This is a genomic window from Streptococcus oralis (assembly GCF_002386345.1).
Taxonomy (GTDB): domain Bacteria; phylum Bacillota; class Bacilli; order Lactobacillales; family Streptococcaceae; genus Streptococcus; species Streptococcus oralis_S.
Genome location: NZ_CP023507.1, coordinates 1,887,501 through 1,901,794 on the forward strand (window position 1 = coordinate 1,887,501; position 14,294 = coordinate 1,901,794).

General features: G+C 41.8%; 21 protein-coding genes and 1 other RNA gene (1 of these 22 only partly in view). 21 read left to right on the forward strand and 1 reads right to left on the reverse strand.

The genetic code is table 11. The features are described from left to right. The 9 genes from CO686_RS09255 to CO686_RS09295 form a co-directional block, all read left to right on the forward strand. On the forward strand, positions 1 to 140 hold the 3' end of the coding sequence (locus CO686_RS09255; RefSeq protein ID WP_049549871.1) for an adenylosuccinate synthase. It extends 1,147 nt beyond the left edge of the window; only the last 140 of its 1,287 coding nucleotides appear in the window; its start codon lies off the left edge, out of view; the stop codon is at positions 138 to 140. Between the two features lie 200 nt (positions 141 to 340). Beyond that, on the forward strand, positions 341 to 808 hold the full coding sequence (tadA, locus tag CO686_RS09260; protein WP_000386706.1) for a tRNA adenosine(34) deaminase TadA: 468 nt from the start codon (positions 341 to 343) through the stop codon (positions 806 to 808). Between the two features lie 32 nt (positions 809 to 840). Next, positions 841 to 934: signal recognition particle sRNA small type (gene ffs, locus CO686_RS09265), an RNA gene on the forward strand. 59 nt (positions 935 to 993) lie between these two features. Next, positions 994 to 1,437, forward strand: a complete 444-nt coding sequence (locus CO686_RS09270) for a dUTP diphosphatase (RefSeq protein WP_049549869.1) — start codon at positions 994 to 996, stop codon at positions 1,435 to 1,437. A 9-nt stretch (positions 1,438 to 1,446) separates the two neighbouring features. Then, on the forward strand, positions 1,447 to 1,914 hold the full coding sequence (locus CO686_RS09275; protein ID WP_000796429.1) for a cysteine hydrolase family protein: 468 nt from the start codon (positions 1,447 to 1,449) through the stop codon (positions 1,912 to 1,914). A gap of 20 nt (positions 1,915 to 1,934) precedes the next feature. Continuing rightward, positions 1,935 to 3,272, forward strand: a complete 1,338-nt coding sequence (radA, locus tag CO686_RS09280) for a DNA repair protein RadA (protein WP_253665855.1) — start codon at positions 1,935 to 1,937, stop codon at positions 3,270 to 3,272. 72 nt (positions 3,273 to 3,344) lie between these two features. Then, complete coding sequence (locus CO686_RS09285; protein WP_025171793.1) at positions 3,345 to 3,839, forward strand: beta-class carbonic anhydrase; 495 nt, start codon at positions 3,345 to 3,347, stop codon at positions 3,837 to 3,839. Between the two features lie 213 nt (positions 3,840 to 4,052). Further along, positions 4,053 to 5,021, forward strand: coding sequence for a ribose-phosphate diphosphokinase (locus CO686_RS09290; RefSeq protein WP_096753744.1), 969 nt, complete (start codon positions 4,053 to 4,055; stop codon positions 5,019 to 5,021). Positions 5,022 to 5,140: 119 nt separating this feature from the next. Further along, the gene (locus CO686_RS09295) at positions 5,141 to 5,578 is read left to right on the forward strand and encodes a CoA-binding protein (protein WP_000076504.1); all 438 of its coding nucleotides are present in this window, start codon (positions 5,141 to 5,143) and stop codon (positions 5,576 to 5,578) included. 29 nt (positions 5,579 to 5,607) lie between these two features. Here the strand turns inward: CO686_RS09295 and CO686_RS09300 are convergent, their stop codons facing one another. Next, entirely contained in the window at positions 5,608 to 6,618 is a 1,011-nt protein-coding gene (locus tag CO686_RS09300; protein WP_000009147.1) for a YeiH family protein, read from the reverse strand. A 151-nt stretch (positions 6,619 to 6,769) separates the two neighbouring features. Here CO686_RS09300 and CO686_RS09305 point away from each other — a divergent pair, with 151 nt between their 5' ends. The 12 genes from CO686_RS09305 (at position 6,770) to comA (ending at position 14,285) form a co-directional block, all read left to right on the forward strand. Continuing rightward, a complete protein-coding gene (locus tag CO686_RS09305; protein WP_049549868.1) occupies positions 6,770 to 7,939 on the forward strand; it encodes a pyridoxal phosphate-dependent aminotransferase in 1,170 nt (389 codons plus the stop codon). Further along, positions 7,936 to 8,706, forward strand: coding sequence for a DNA repair protein RecO (gene recO / locus CO686_RS09310; RefSeq protein ID WP_000616143.1), 771 nt, complete (start codon positions 7,936 to 7,938; stop codon positions 8,704 to 8,706). Before CO686_RS09305 ends, recO begins: the two co-directional genes overlap by 4 nt. Beyond that, positions 8,703 to 9,695, forward strand: a complete 993-nt coding sequence (gene plsX, locus CO686_RS09315) for a phosphate acyltransferase PlsX (protein WP_000717432.1) — start codon at positions 8,703 to 8,705, stop codon at positions 9,693 to 9,695. Before recO ends, plsX begins: the two co-directional genes overlap by 4 nt. 5 nt (positions 9,696 to 9,700) lie before the next feature. Then, positions 9,701 to 9,937 carry an acyl carrier protein gene (locus CO686_RS09320; RefSeq protein ID WP_000136436.1) on the forward strand — a complete coding sequence of 79 codons (237 nt, stop codon included), beginning with the start codon at positions 9,701 to 9,703 and terminating at the stop codon, positions 9,935 to 9,937. Between the two features lie 444 nt (positions 9,938 to 10,381). After that, on the forward strand, positions 10,382 to 10,525 hold the full coding sequence (locus CO686_RS09325) for a class IIb bacteriocin, lactobin A/cerein 7B family (protein WP_049549867.1): 144 nt from the start codon (positions 10,382 to 10,384) through the stop codon (positions 10,523 to 10,525). A 14-nt stretch (positions 10,526 to 10,539) separates the two neighbouring features. After that, entirely contained in the window at positions 10,540 to 10,689 is a 150-nt protein-coding gene (locus CO686_RS09330) for a class IIb bacteriocin, lactobin A/cerein 7B family (protein ID WP_033629144.1), read from the forward strand. A 12-nt stretch (positions 10,690 to 10,701) separates the two neighbouring features. After that, complete coding sequence (locus tag CO686_RS10360; RefSeq protein WP_000793177.1) at positions 10,702 to 10,878, forward strand: hypothetical protein; 177 nt, start codon at positions 10,702 to 10,704, stop codon at positions 10,876 to 10,878. Positions 10,879 to 11,027: 149 nt separating this feature from the next. Continuing rightward, on the forward strand, positions 11,028 to 11,183 hold the full coding sequence (locus tag CO686_RS10365; RefSeq protein WP_000661692.1) for a hypothetical protein: 156 nt from the start codon (positions 11,028 to 11,030) through the stop codon (positions 11,181 to 11,183). Positions 11,184 to 11,207: 24 nt separating this feature from the next. After that, positions 11,208 to 11,420, forward strand: coding sequence for a hypothetical protein (locus tag CO686_RS10510; protein ID WP_049549866.1), 213 nt, complete (start codon positions 11,208 to 11,210; stop codon positions 11,418 to 11,420). 79 nt (positions 11,421 to 11,499) lie between these two features. Continuing rightward, positions 11,500 to 11,688, forward strand: coding sequence for a hypothetical protein (locus CO686_RS09340; protein WP_000722238.1), 189 nt, complete (start codon positions 11,500 to 11,502; stop codon positions 11,686 to 11,688). Positions 11,689 to 11,712: 24 nt separating this feature from the next. Further along, the gene (locus CO686_RS09345; RefSeq protein ID WP_000869801.1) at positions 11,713 to 11,922 is read left to right on the forward strand and encodes a hypothetical protein; all 210 of its coding nucleotides are present in this window, start codon (positions 11,713 to 11,715) and stop codon (positions 11,920 to 11,922) included. A gap of 209 nt (positions 11,923 to 12,131) precedes the next feature. After that, positions 12,132 to 14,285 (forward strand): peptide cleavage/export ABC transporter ComA, encoded by a 2,154-nt coding sequence (gene comA, locus CO686_RS09350; protein ID WP_070800199.1) that lies wholly within the window; start codon positions 12,132 to 12,134, stop codon positions 14,283 to 14,285. The last annotated feature ends 9 nt before the right edge of the window (positions 14,286 to 14,294 follow it).

Sequence of the window (14,294 nt, forward strand, 5' to 3'; positions counted from 1 at the left end):
TCCGTAATTTGGAAGACCTTCCTGAGAATGCACGCAACTATGTTCGTCGTGTAAGCGAGTTGGTTGGTGTTCGTATCTCAACTTTCTCAGTAGGACCTGGTCGTGAACAAACTAATATTTTAGAAAGTGTTTGGTCATAGGAGATTTTTAAGATTAGTTTAAGACAGGTTGGGTATACTATAGACAGTTACAAGAAGACCTCCTAACTTGTTGTAACAAATATCCTAAACTTTTCTTTTTCATAATAATCTCCCTATTAAGTCACCGCATTCGGTGGCTTTTTTTGTGTTGAGAATCATGATATAATAATAAAATCGACAAGTAGGAAAAGGGAAAAGAGATGGATTATACGCTTGAAGAAAAAGAAGTCTTTATGAGGGAGGCTTTGAGAGAAGCTGAGATTGCCTTAGAACACGATGAAATTCCAATTGGTTGTGTGATTGTCAAGGATGGAGAAATCATTGGTAGGGGGCATAATGCGCGCGAGGAGTTGCAACGGGCGGTCATGCATGCGGAAATCATGGCCATAGAGAATGCGAACCTGAGTGAGGAGAGCTGGCGCTTGCTGGATTGCACGCTTTTTGTGACCATTGAGCCTTGTGTCATGTGTAGTGGGGCGATTGGACTCGCCCGTATTCCAAACGTGGTCTATGGGGCTAAAAACCAGAAATTTGGCGCCGCTGGGAGTTTGTATGATATCTTGACAGATGAGCGTCTCAACCATCGTGTAGAGGTTGAAACGGGAATTTTGGAAGATGAATGCGCAACTATTATGCAAGACTTTTTTAGAAATAGACGGAAAAAATAATTTTTCTTTTAAAATGAATAGGAATGTGATATAATAAATAGTGGAGCAACAGTTCTGCGTGAAGCGGGTCAGGGGAGGAATCCAGCAGCCCTAAGCGATTTGAATTGTGTGCTCTTTTTTCGTGCTTTTTTCGAATAAATAAGATAAAATAGCCTAGAATAAATGATAATAGAAAAGAGAAAAATATGAAAATTCGTGGTTTTGAATTGGTTTCGAGTTTTACAGATGAAAATTTATTGCCCAAGCGTGAGACAGCTCATGCAGCTGGCTATGACTTAAAGGTTGCCGTGCGTACGGTGATCGCGCCAGGAGAGATTGTCTTAGTTCCGACAGGGGTTAAGGCTTATATGCAACCAACTGAGGTCCTCTACCTTTATGATCGCTCTTCAAACCCTCGTAAAAAGGGCTTGGTTTTAATTAACTCAGTTGGGGTTATTGATGGGGATTATTATGGCAATCCCGGGAATGAGGGACATATCTTTGCGCAGATGAAAAATATTACGGACCAGGAAGTAGTTCTTGAAGTTGGGGAACGTGTGGTTCAGGCTGTCTTTGCTCCATTTTTGATCGCAGACGGAGATGAGGCAGACGGCGTGCGGATGGGTGGATTTGGGTCAACAGGGAAATAGAGGAATAAAATGGCAGACTATTTATTAGTTGTAGACATGCAGTCAGATTATGTTGCTGTAGGAAAAGCATATCATGAAGAACTGACTGCAGCTGTAAATGACAAAATTGCTGCTTATCCCAGTGACCGAGTTATCTATATTCTCAATCGTTTTTTCTGGGAGAGAAAAGATAGAAAGAAGAAATTTGCGACCGGCTTGCTCCTTGTATCTTCTCGTATCTTTGAGAAGCGTCGGGCTTCTTGCTTTACTAATCCAGATTTAAAAGATTTTTTAGAGGGAAACGGTGCTAAAAGCATAGAGTTTATAGGGGTAGATGGCAATGGCTGTGTTAAGGCTTCCGTTTTGGCAGCTGTCAAGGAGAATTATCAGGTTTCTGTCGATTTGTCTGCTGTCGGAGTTGTCAACCAGAAGAAATTTCAAAATACATTGTATAAGTGGCGCTCTATAGGAGTTGCAGTAGAAGGAGAATCATCATAGCTAAAAAAAAATCAACTTTTATTTGTCAAAATTGTGAATATAATTCACCTAAGTATCTAGGGCGTTGTCCTAACTGTGGGTCTTGGTCTTCTTTTGTAGAAGAGGTTGAGGTTGCCGAGGTCAAGAATGCACGAGTGTCCTTGACAGGTGAAAAAACCAAGCCTATGAAACTGGCTGAGGTGACTTCCATCAATGTCAATCGAACCAAGACGGATATGGAGGAATTCAACCGTGTGCTTGGAGGCGGAGTGGTACCGGGGAGTCTCGTTCTTATCGGTGGGGATCCAGGAATCGGGAAATCAACCCTTCTCCTACAAGTTTCAACGCAGCTGTCACAAGTGGGTACGGTTCTCTATGTCAGTGGGGAGGAGTCTGCCCAGCAGATTAAGTTACGGGCAGAGCGCTTGGGTGATATTGATAGTGAGTTTTATCTCTATGCAGAGACCAATATGCAGAGTGTTCGATCTGAGGTGGAGCGCATCCAACCAGATTTTCTCATCATCGACTCTATCCAGACGATTATGTCTCCTGAGATTTCAGGGGTGCAGGGGTCTGTGTCTCAGGTGCGTGAGGTGACCGCTGAGCTTATGCAGCTGGCTAAGACCAATAACATTGCCATCTTTATCGTAGGGCATGTGACCAAGGAAGGGACCTTGGCGGGTCCGCGTATGTTGGAGCATATGGTAGATACAGTGCTTTACTTTGAAGGGGAACGTCACCATACCTTTCGTATCTTGAGAGCAGTCAAAAACCGTTTTGGTTCCACTAATGAGATTGGCATCTTTGAGATGCAGTCGGGTGGATTGGTTGAGGTGCTCAATCCGAGTCAAGTTTTCCTAGAGGAGCGTTTGGATGGGGCTACTGGCTCGTCAATCGTTGTGACCATGGAAGGGACCCGTCCGATTTTGGCGGAGGTTCAGGCTTTGGTAACACCAACCATGTTTGGAAATGCTAAACGTACGACGACTGGACTTGATTTCAATCGTGCAAGTCTGATTATGGCTGTTTTGGAAAAACGAGCAGGGTTTCTCTTGCAAAACCAGGATGCCTATCTCAAATCTGCTGGTGGTGTAAAATTGGATGAGCCTGCCATTGACTTGGCTGTTGCAGTGGCTATTGCCTCTAGTTACAAGGACAAGCCTACCAATCCTCAGGAATGTTTTGTGGGTGAACTGGGCTTGACCGGAGAAATTCGGCGCGTGAATCGCATCGAACAACGCATCAATGAAGCGGAAAAATTGGGCTTTACCAAGATTTATGTACCCAAGAATTCCTTGACAGGAATCACTCCACCCAAGGAAATTGAAGTCATTGGTGTGACGACTATTCAGGAAGTTTTGAAAAAGGTCTTTGCATAATCCGTGACAAATCCTCTTAAAAATGATAAGATAGGAGAAATATTTGATTATCAAATTTTTGAGGAGGGAATCGTGTCGTATTTTGAACAGTTTATGCAAGCCAATCAGGCTTATGTTGCCCTACATGGGCAGTTAAATCTGCCACTTAAACCCAAAACCAGAGTAGCTATCGTGACCTGTATGGACTCACGTCTACACGTTGCGCAAGCTCTAGGTTTGGCCCTTGGGGATGCTCATATCTTGCGGAATGCGGGTGGTCGAGTAACTGAGGACATGATTCGTTCACTGGTGATTTCCCAGCAACAAATGGGGACAAGAGAAATCGTGGTGCTTCACCATACAGACTGTGGAGCTCAAACCTTTCAAAATGAAAGTTTTCATGAATATTTGAAACACGAGCTCGGAGTTGATGTATCTAATCAAGATTTTTTACCATTCCAGGATGTTGAAGAGAGTGTGAGAGAGGATATGCAATTGCTTAGAGAGTCTCCACTGATTCCTGATGATGTGGTTATTTCAGGTGCTGTCTATGATGTGGATACAGGAAGTATGAGAGAAGTATACTAACTTTGTCTCGAAAAAATCTCACCCTAGCATAAAATCGATTGTTAAAATGTAGAATTTTTAGTTTTAATATAGCTAATATAAAATAGCATAAAACAAGGGTATAAATGTTTACTCTTGTTTTATTTTTGATTGAAAAATAAAGGAAAAAGCGCTACAATGGTAGATGGAAAATGTTGTGTAAAAACAAGTGATACATAAATACCGGAGGAAATCATGTCTTTTTCTGATTTAAAGCTGTTTGCCCTTTCTTCTAATAGAGAATTGGCAGAGCGTGTGGCGCAAGAAATTGGGATAGAGTTGGGGAAATCGACTGTTCGCCAATTTTCAGATGGGGAGATTCAGGTCAACATTGAAGAATCAATCCGTGGAAAACACGTCTTTATCCTACAATCAACTAGTTCACCTGTAAATGATAATTTACTTGAAATTTTGATTATGGTGGACGCATTGAAGCGCGCCAGTGCAGAATCTGTCAATGTTGTTATGCCTTACTATGGCTATGCACGTCAGGATAGAAAAGCGCGCGCGCGTGAGCCAATCACAGCAAAACTCGTTGCAAACATGCTAGAAGTTGCTGGAGTGGATCGTTTGTTGACGATTGATTTGCACGCTGCACAGATTCAGGGATTCTTTGATATTCCTGTAGATCACTTGATGGGTGCTCCATTGATTGCGGACTACTTTGAACGTCGTGGCATGGTTGGCTCTGACTACGTGGTTGTCAGCCCAGACCATGGTGGGGTGACTCGTGCTCGTAAATTGGCAGAGTTTTTGAAAACTCCGATTGCGATTATTGACAAACGCCGTAGTGTAGACAAGATGAATACCAGTGAAGTTATGAACATCATTGGTAAGGTAGAAGGTAAGACTTGTATCTTGATTGACGATATGATCGATACAGCTGGAACTATTTGTCATGCGGCGGATGCTCTTGCTGAAGCAGGTGCTGTTGAAGTTTATGCAAGCTGTACGCACCCAGTTCTTTCAGGGCCAGCTATGGACAATATCCAAAAATCAGCTATTAAGAAATTGGTTGTTTTGGATACCATCTACCTACCAGAAGAGCGTTTGATTGATAAGATTGAACAAATTTCGATTGCTCATCTTCTAGGCGATGCTATTATCCGTATCCACGAAAAACGTCCTCTTTCTCCTCTATTTTATATTGAGAAAAAGATTTAATCTTTCACTTGAAGTAGACAGAACTCCTAGCAGGTTTCTTTTCTTGCTAGGAGATTTTTATAGTCAAAATCTGCAAGCCTTTTCAAAATATGCTATACTGAGAAAAAAGGAGGATTTCTATGAGTCAAGAATTTATCAATCCAAGTGATGGTGTGGTACGTCAGTATCTTGCAACCAGTAAAACGTTAGCGGTAGTAGGCTTGTCCGATCGTGAAGAAACAACTAGCAATCGAGTGACTAAGGAAATGCAGGCTCGGGGCTATAAAATCATTCCAGTCAATCCCAAGGCTGCAGGTGGGGAAATTTTGGGAGAGAAGGCTTATGCGAGTCTAGCTGAGATTCCTTTTCCTGTGGACATTGTCAATGTATACCGACGGAGCGAGTTTTTACCAGATGTGGCGCGTGATTTTCTCAAGGCAGATGCCAAGATTTTCTGGGCGCAATTAGGACTTGAAAATCTAGAAGCGGAAGAAATCTTACGTGCTGGAGGATGCGATGACATCGTGATGAATCGCTGTATTAAGAGAGAACATACTCGCTTAATTCTTGAGCAATAAAAAGGTAGCCTACTGGCTACCTTTTTGTATTATAAAGTACCAATCAATGCTTGCATGCCAAGACTGGTAAGGATGATGGCAATCCAGCAAAGGGCTCCAAGAAGAATGGATTTACCGCTGGATTTGACCATGGCTACTAGATTGGTTTTGAGACCGATGGCACTCATGGCCATGATGATAAGGAATTTGGAGAGTTGTTTGAGAGGGGTGAAGAAGCTACTAGACACGCCGAGAGAGGTGAGAAGAGTCGTTAAGAGAGAGGCTAGGATGAAATAAAGGATAAAAAGTGGGAAGACTTTTTTTAGTTGGAAACCCTGGCTATTTTTTTGTTGGCGACTTTGCCAGTAGGAGAGAAAGAGCGTGATGGGGATAATAGCCAGAGTTCGTGTGAGTTTAACAATGGTTGCAGACTCAAGGGTATTGGTTTGGTAAAGACTGTCCCAGGCACTGGCGGTAGCCGTTACAGAAGAAGTATCGTTGACTGCAGTTCCTGCAAAGAGGGCAAAACCTTCATTGGATAGGTGAAGCCAGGTTCCTAGCGTTGGAAAGATAAGTGCTGCTAAGACATTGAAGAAAAAGATAACGGAGATGGCTTGGGCGACTTCTTTTTCCTTGGCATGGATAACGGGTGCTGTTGCAGCAATGGCAGAACCACCACAGATAGAAGAACCCACTCCAATCAAGGTAGCCAGTTTCGTGTCTAGCGCAAAGAAACGCTGGAAGAGGTAGGCAACGATTAAGGAAATCGAAATGGTGGAAAGGATGACGGGGAGTGAAGTTTGTCCAACTGCAAAGACTTGCGAGATATTGAGACCAAAACCGAGTAAGATAACGGCATACTGGAGCAATTTCTTGGAACTAAAGGCCAAACCTGCGTCTAGTTGTTTGTAGGGTGAGAGCCAGGGGTGGAGGAGCATTCCAGCAAAAATTGCAAAGACAGGTGCACCCACGACGGGGAAAAATCCTCCCAGGCACCAAGATACGATAGAAATGAGAAGGCAGGCCAAGATTCCTGCTCCATTTTTTGATAAAAATGACATATAAACCTCCGAAAATAAGCACTTATTATTATAGTCCTGTCGAGAAGAAAAGTAAAACAGAAAGTGAAAAATGTGGGTTTCAGATGGATTTTGCGGTCAGGGAGCTTTTGTAGTATAATAGTACTATGTTCTGTAAGCAAGGGGGATATCTATGGACTTAACCAAACGCTTTAATAAACAGTTAGACAAGATTCAAGTTTCCTTGATTCGCCAGTTTGACCAGGCAATTTCAGAGATTCCTGGGGTCTTGCGTTTGACCTTGGGGGAACCTGATTTTACAACGCCAGATCATATCAAGGAGGCAGCCAAGCGAGCCATTGACCAGAACCAATCCTACTATACAGGGATGAGCGGTTTACTGACCTTGCGCCAGGCTGCTAGCGACTTTGTAAAAGAAAAATACCAGCTAGATTATAATCCTGAAAATGAAATTTTGGTTACAATTGGGGCGACAGAGGCTTTATCTGCTACTTTGACGGCTATTTTGGAAGAGGGGGACAAGGTGCTCTTGCCAGCTCCTGCCTACCCAGGATATGAGCCGATTGTCAATCTAGTTGGGGCAGAGATTGTCGAGATTGATACAACTGAAAATGGTTTTGTCTTGACTCCTGAGATGTTGGAAAAGGCCATTTTGGAGCAAGGGGACAAGCTCAAAGCAGTTATTCTCAACTATCCAGCCAATCCGACAGGTATTACCTATAGTCGGGAGCAGTTGGAAGCCTTGGCAGACGTTTTACGCAAGTATGAGATTTTTGTTGTCTGTGATGAGGTTTACTCAGAATTAACCTATACAGGGGAAAATCATGTATCATTGGGAACTATGCTGAGAGACCAGGCTATTATTATTAATGGCTTATCTAAATCGCATGCTATGACAGGTTGGCGTTTAGGCTTTATCTTTGCTCCTGCAGCTTTCACAGCTCAGTTAATCAAGAGTCACCAATATTTGGTTACTGCCGCAAATACCATGGCGCAACATGCTGCGGTGGAGGCCTTGACGGCTGGTAAAAACGACGCAGAGCCTATGAAGAAGGAATACATCCAGCGTCGAGATTATATCATCGAAAAGATGACTGCTCTTGGTTTTGAGATTACCAAACCAGATGGGGCCTTCTATATCTTTGCTAAGATTCCAGCGGGCTACAATCAAGATTCCTTTGCTTTTCTGAAGGATTTTGCTCAGAAGAAGGCCGTTGCCTTTATCCCTGGTGCCGCCTTTGGGCGTTACGGAGAAGGCTATGTGCGCCTGTCCTATGCAGCCAGCATGGAAACGATCAGAGAGGCCATGAAACGACTTGAGGAGTACATGAGAGAAGCATGATTCAGTCTATCACGAGTCAAGGCTTGGTGCTCTACAATCGTAACTTTCGTGAAGATGACAAGCTAGTCAAGATCTTTACCGAGCAGGCGGGCAAGCGCATGTTTTTCGTCAAACACGCTGGCCAGTCCAAACTAGCTCCGGTTATTCAGCCCTTGGTGTTGGCACGATTTCTCTTGCGAATCAATGATGATGGGCTTAGCTACATTGAGGACTATCACGAGGTGATGACCTTTCCCAAGATTAATAGTGATCTCTTTGTCATGGCCTATGCAACCTATGTGGCTGCCCTTGCAGATGCTAGTTTGCAGGATAATCAGCAGGATGCTCCCTTGTTTGCTTTCTTGAGGAAGACTCTGGAGTTGATGGAAGCAGGGATAGATTATCAGGTTTTAACCAATATTTTTGAAATTCAAATCTTGACTCGATTTGGAATCAGCCTTAATTTTAATGAGTGTGTCTTTTGCCATCGGGTCGGTCAGGCCTTTGACTTTTCTTTCAAATATGGAGCCTGCCTCTGCCCAGAGCATTATCATGAGGATGAGAGACGTTGTCATCTAAATCCCAATATCCCTTATCTGCTCAATCAATTTCAAGCCATTGATTTTGAAACCTTGGAGACCATTTCGCTTAAGGCCGAAATCAAGCAAGAGCTACGCAAGTTTATGGATCAACTCTACGAAGAGTACGTTGGGATTCACCTAAAATCAAAGAAATTTATCGATTCCCTAGCAGACTGGGGACAATTACTAAAAGAGGAAAACAAATGAAAAAAATCGCAGTAGATGCTATGGGGGGCGATTACGCACCTCAAGCCATCGTTGAGGGTGTCAATCAAGCCCTAGCTGACTTTTCAGATATTGAGATTCAACTCTACGGAGATGAAAGCAAGATCAAGCAATATCTAACAGCGACAGAGCGCGTCAGCATTATCCATACGGATGAGAAAATCAACTCAGACGATGAGCCGACAAAAGCTATCCGTAAGAAGAAAAATGCCAGCATGGTATTGGCAGCTAAGGCTGTTAAAGAGGGAGAAGCAGACGCTGTCCTCTCTGCTGGTAACACAGGTGCCTTGTTGGCTGCAGGATTCTTCATTGTGGGTCGTATCAAAAATATCGATCGTCCAGGACTCATGTCTACCTTGCCGACCATTGATGGAAAAGGGTTTGACATGCTAGACCTTGGAGCCAATGCGGAAAATACAGCCCAGCACCTCCATCAATACGCTGTCCTAGGTTCCTTCTATGCGAAAAATGTTCGTGGAATTTCGAAACCACGTGTTGGTTTGCTCAACAATGGAACAGAAAGCAGCAAGGGAGATCCGCTTCGTAAGGAAACATACGATTTGTTAGTAGCTGATGAAAGTTTGAACTTTGTCGGAAACGTGGAAGCGCGTGATCTGATGAATGGCGTTGCGGATGTTGTCGTAACAGATGGTTTCACGGGAAACGCTGTTCTCAAATCCATTGAAGGGACAGCCATGGGAATTATGGGCTTGCTCAAGACAGCTATTACAGGTGGTGGTCTTCGAGCGAAGCTAGGTGCTCTACTTCTCAAGGATAGTCTTAAGGGGTTGAAGACACAGCTCAACTATTCAGATGTTGGAGGAGCAGTCTTGTTTGGCGTCAAGGCGCCAGTTGTAAAAACTCATGGCTCAAGTGATGCCAATGCTGTGTACAGTACGATTCGTCAGATTCGTACCATGCTAGAAACAGACGTAGTTGCTCAAACTGCGCGTGAATTTTCAGGAGAATAAAAAAGATGACAGAAAAAGAAATTTTTGACCGTATTGTAACCATTATCCAAGAGCGACAGGGAGAAGACTTTGCCGTAACAGAGGCCTTGAGTTTGAAAGACGATCTAGATGCGGACTCAGTGGATTTGATGGAGTTTGTCTTGACACTAGAAGATGAATTTGGTATCGAAATCACTGATGAGGAAATCGATCAACTTCAAAGTGTAACAGATGTAATCGAAATCATTAAAGGTAAAATATAGCCGAAAGCAACATGCAAGTCATGTTGTTTTTTTATTTGCAGAAAAAAGAAAAACGTTAAAATTTTTAGTAGAAATTGCGAATAAAGAGACGAGAAAGAAAAAGGAGGAACGTTTATGTATGTTACCGGTTTTTATCCCTGGTTCATTAAGTGGTTTTTAAAATAAAAGTAAAATAGCTGTTCATTTTCGAATTGTTTTTCGAATAGATAGGTAAGAAGAAAAGGAAGGAGACTACGCGATGTATTTACCAATCTTATTGCCATGGTTTATCAAATGGTATTTAAAATAAATGAAATTTACCTGTTCATTTTAAATCACTTCTCGAATAGATAAGTGAGAAGAAAAGGAAGGAGATAAGGAAATGATTTCAGTAATTTACCCATTCTGGTTTTTAAAATGGTTTAAAGCCTAGAAACCGTAAACTAAAAATAAAGGAGAAAACAAATGACAAATTTTGACAACATGGAACAGAACTTTGTAACTCTTACAGAAGAAGAGTTGACGGATGTGAATGGGGGCTCGGTTACCGCTGTAGTTGTAGGAGGTGTCTTACTAATTGGTGGTATTGCTTGGGGCTATTTTATGTAATAAGGAGAGAAAAAATGAATTTAAATAAATGGACAGAATTGACAGAAGAAGAATTGATGAATACAGAAGGTGGATTAATTACCATAGCCACGATTGCTGGAGGAGTAGCAATTTTCCTTGGTGGTCGATTAATTGGTCAAGATTTAAAACGTAAATTTGGATAAAAGTAGACTTGTATGAAAAATCTAAAAAATGTAATGGGAGCAGTTCTAATTATTTTTGGAGTGCTTTGCATATTGGGAGATTTAAATGTAATCACCTTTAATGTTGAAAAATATTTCCAAACAGAATTAGTTGTTCCGATCCTTATTTTGATGATGAGTTACTTGGATTTAGCTAAAGACAAGGTTTAAAGAGAACTATTTTTAGTGTATGGCAACTGCTATTGAATAGTCATCTTTTAGTTATTATCAATGAAATAAGAACTAATTTAGGAATAGTAGGGATTTTGGTTGGAGTAGCTATTGGATTAGCCAGTATTATTTAAAAAGGAGAGAGAAAAATGAAAGAAATGGATAAAAAATTTGATATCATGACAGAAGAAGATTTGGCTCTTACTGAAGGAGGCTTCATTGTCACTACTTCCACAGCAATAGCTTGGGGTGTATTAGGAGTAGCTGCTTATATGTATGGGCGTTATCTAGGAAGTAGACGTTAATCTAAATATAGAAGTAAATTAACTATGAATCGTAACCTAAATCTCAATACATTGTTACCTAAGCTAGCCACTATACTTCCTTTGTTAGGAATAGGTCTTAATCTTACGCTTCATCTAATTCGTACGGGTTCGCTAGTATCTTTTGATTGGCAATGGAGTTTAATAGGTTTGATTGCTGCAGGTTATTTTGGTATTTTTTGTAAGAATTTGAAGAAAAATAATCGAAACTATAAATGATGAATCTGAATGGAAAGGATTTTGTGCATGTAAATGGCGGAGTTTCCCGCCTTTCTTATCAGTTAAATAGGAGTCTGCTATGAAAAAAATCTTATTAGGATTTGCTGAGGGGTATTTTGTCGTATCGATTATTCTTTATATCGCAACGTATTTGATTATGAAAAATCCGATCAATACTCTGTTTTATCCAGAAACCTATCCAATTCTGCTTGGTCTGTTTTATGTAGGATACAAGTACAAAACAAAAGAAAGTACGATTGGAAATTGATGAACCATCAGATCGGAGTTTGAGATGAAAGTTGTTCAATTACTACAAAAAGCTTGGTCAGAGTTTATTGTATTGTTTAGCTCTATAGCTTATCTAATGATTAGAATTGTGGCTGATGTAAACAAAATAAATCTACCTACGTGGTTTGAATGTTTTGATATACCTACGATTTCATTATTTTTGATGACATTTATCTCACTTTATAGAAGTAAAGAGAATATCATTTCAGAATAGTTTATTTCTGGACGTTCATTTTTTAACGGTTACTTTAAACAGGCAGAACTTTTGTTCTGCTTTTTTACATTTAAATGATAGTTTATGCTTTTTAAAGTGCGTTTTAGGCGCGAAAATGGTTTATTTGGGAATATTCTCCTGTTTTTATCCTTATTTGGTTAAAATAATCTTACAAATTTTTAAAGAGATTGTTAGAAAAAGGAGAAGATATGAAATTTAGGAAAAGGCACTATCGTCCCCAGGTGGATCAGATGGATTGTGGCGTGGCTTCTTTGGCTATGGTCTTTGGTTACTACGGTAGTTATTACTCCTTGGCTCATCTACGAGAGTTAGCCAAGACGACCATGGATGGGACGACCGCTTTGGGACTTGTAAAGGTGGCAGAGGAGATTGGATTTGAGACGCGGGCTATCAAGGCGGATATGACGCTCTTTGATTTGCCAGATTTGACCTTTCCTTTTGTGGCTCATGTGCTCAAGGAAGGGAAGTTGCTCCACTACTATGTGGTGATAGGTCAGGATAAAAAGCATATTCATATCGCTGATCCGGATCCTGGTGTCAAGCTGACCAAGATTTCCCGTGAGCGATTTGCGCAAGAATGGACAGGAGTCAGTCTCTTTATGGCTCCGTCTCCAGACTATAAACCCCATAAGGAGAAAAAACAGGGGCTCCTATCCTTCTTGCCAATTTTGCTCAAACAGCGGGGCTTGATTACCAATATCGTCCTAGCGACACTCTTGGTGACCTTGATCAATATCGTGGGTTCCTACTATCTTCAGTCCATCATTGATAGTTACGTACCAGACCAGATGCGCTCGACACTGGGTATTATCTCTATTGGGCTGGTCATCGTCTATATCCTCCAGCAAATTTTGTCTTATGCCCAGGAATATCTCCTACTGATACTTGGGCAACGCTTATCGATTGACGTGATTTTGTCCTACATCAAGCATGTTTTTCACCTGCCAATGTCCTTTTTTGCGACACGCAGGACAGGAGAAATCGTGTCTCGTTTTACAGATGCCAATAGTATCATCGATGCGCTGTCGTCGACCATTCTGTCGATTTTCCTAGATGTGTCGACGATTTTGATTATCTCGCTGGTCTTGTTTTCACAAAATATGACGCTCTTTTTCATTAGTCTACTTGCGCTTCCCATCTATACAGTGATTATCTTTGCCTTTATGAAGCCTTTTGAAAAGATGAATCGGGATACCATGGAAGCCAATGCGGTTCTGTCTTCCTCTATCATCGAGGACATCAACGGTATTGAGACCATTAAGTCTTTGACCAGTGAAAGTTCGCGCTATCAAAAGATTGACAAGGAATTTGTAGCTTATCTGAAAAAATCCTTTACCTATAGTCGGGCAGAAAGCCAGCAAAAGGCTCTGAAAAAAGTTGCCCAGCTCCTGCTCAATGTTGCCGTTCTCTGGCTAGGAGCCATTCTTGTTATGGACGGGAAAATGAGTTTGGGCCAGCTGATTACCTATAATACTTTGCTTGTTTACTTTACCAATCCTTTGGAAAATATCATTAACCTACAAACCAAACTTCAGACAGCGCAGGTTGCCAATAATCGCTTAAATGAGGTTTATCTAGTAGCTTCGGAGTTTGAGGAGCAGAAAACAGTCGAAGATTTGAGCATGATGAAGGGAGAGATGACCTTTAAACAAGTTCACTATAAGTATGGCTATGGGCGTGATGTCTTGTCGGATATCAATTTGACCATTCCACAAGGGTCTAAGATGGCTTTTGTGGGGATTTCAGGTTCGGGTAAGACCACCTTAGCCAAGATGATGGTTAATTTTTACGACCCAAGTCAGGGAGAGATTAGTCTGGGTGGTGTCAATCTTAATCAGATTGATAAAAAGGCCCTGCGCCAGTATATCAACTACCTGCCTCAACAGCCCTATGTCTTTAACGGAACGATTTTGGAGAATCTTCTCCTTGGAGCCAAGGAGGGGACGACTCAGGAAGATATCTTACGAGCAGTCGAGTTGGCAGAGATTCGGGAGGATATTGAGCGCATGCCTCTGAATTATCAGACAGAATTGACTTCGGATGGGGCTGGAATTTCTGGTGGGCAACGGCAGAGAATCGCTCTGGCGCGTGCTCTCTTGACGGATGCACCTGTCTTGATCTTGGACGAGGCGACTAGCAGTTTGGATATTTTGACAGAGAAGCGGATCGTGGATAATCTCATGGCTTTAGATAAGACCTTGATTTTCATCGCCCATCGCTTGACCATCGCTGAGCGGACAGAAAAGGTTGTTGTTTTGGATCAGGGCAAGATTGTCGAAGAGGGCACCCATGCAGATTTGCTTGCACAGGATGGCTTTTACGCCCATTTGGTGAATAGCTAGAAAGAGGAG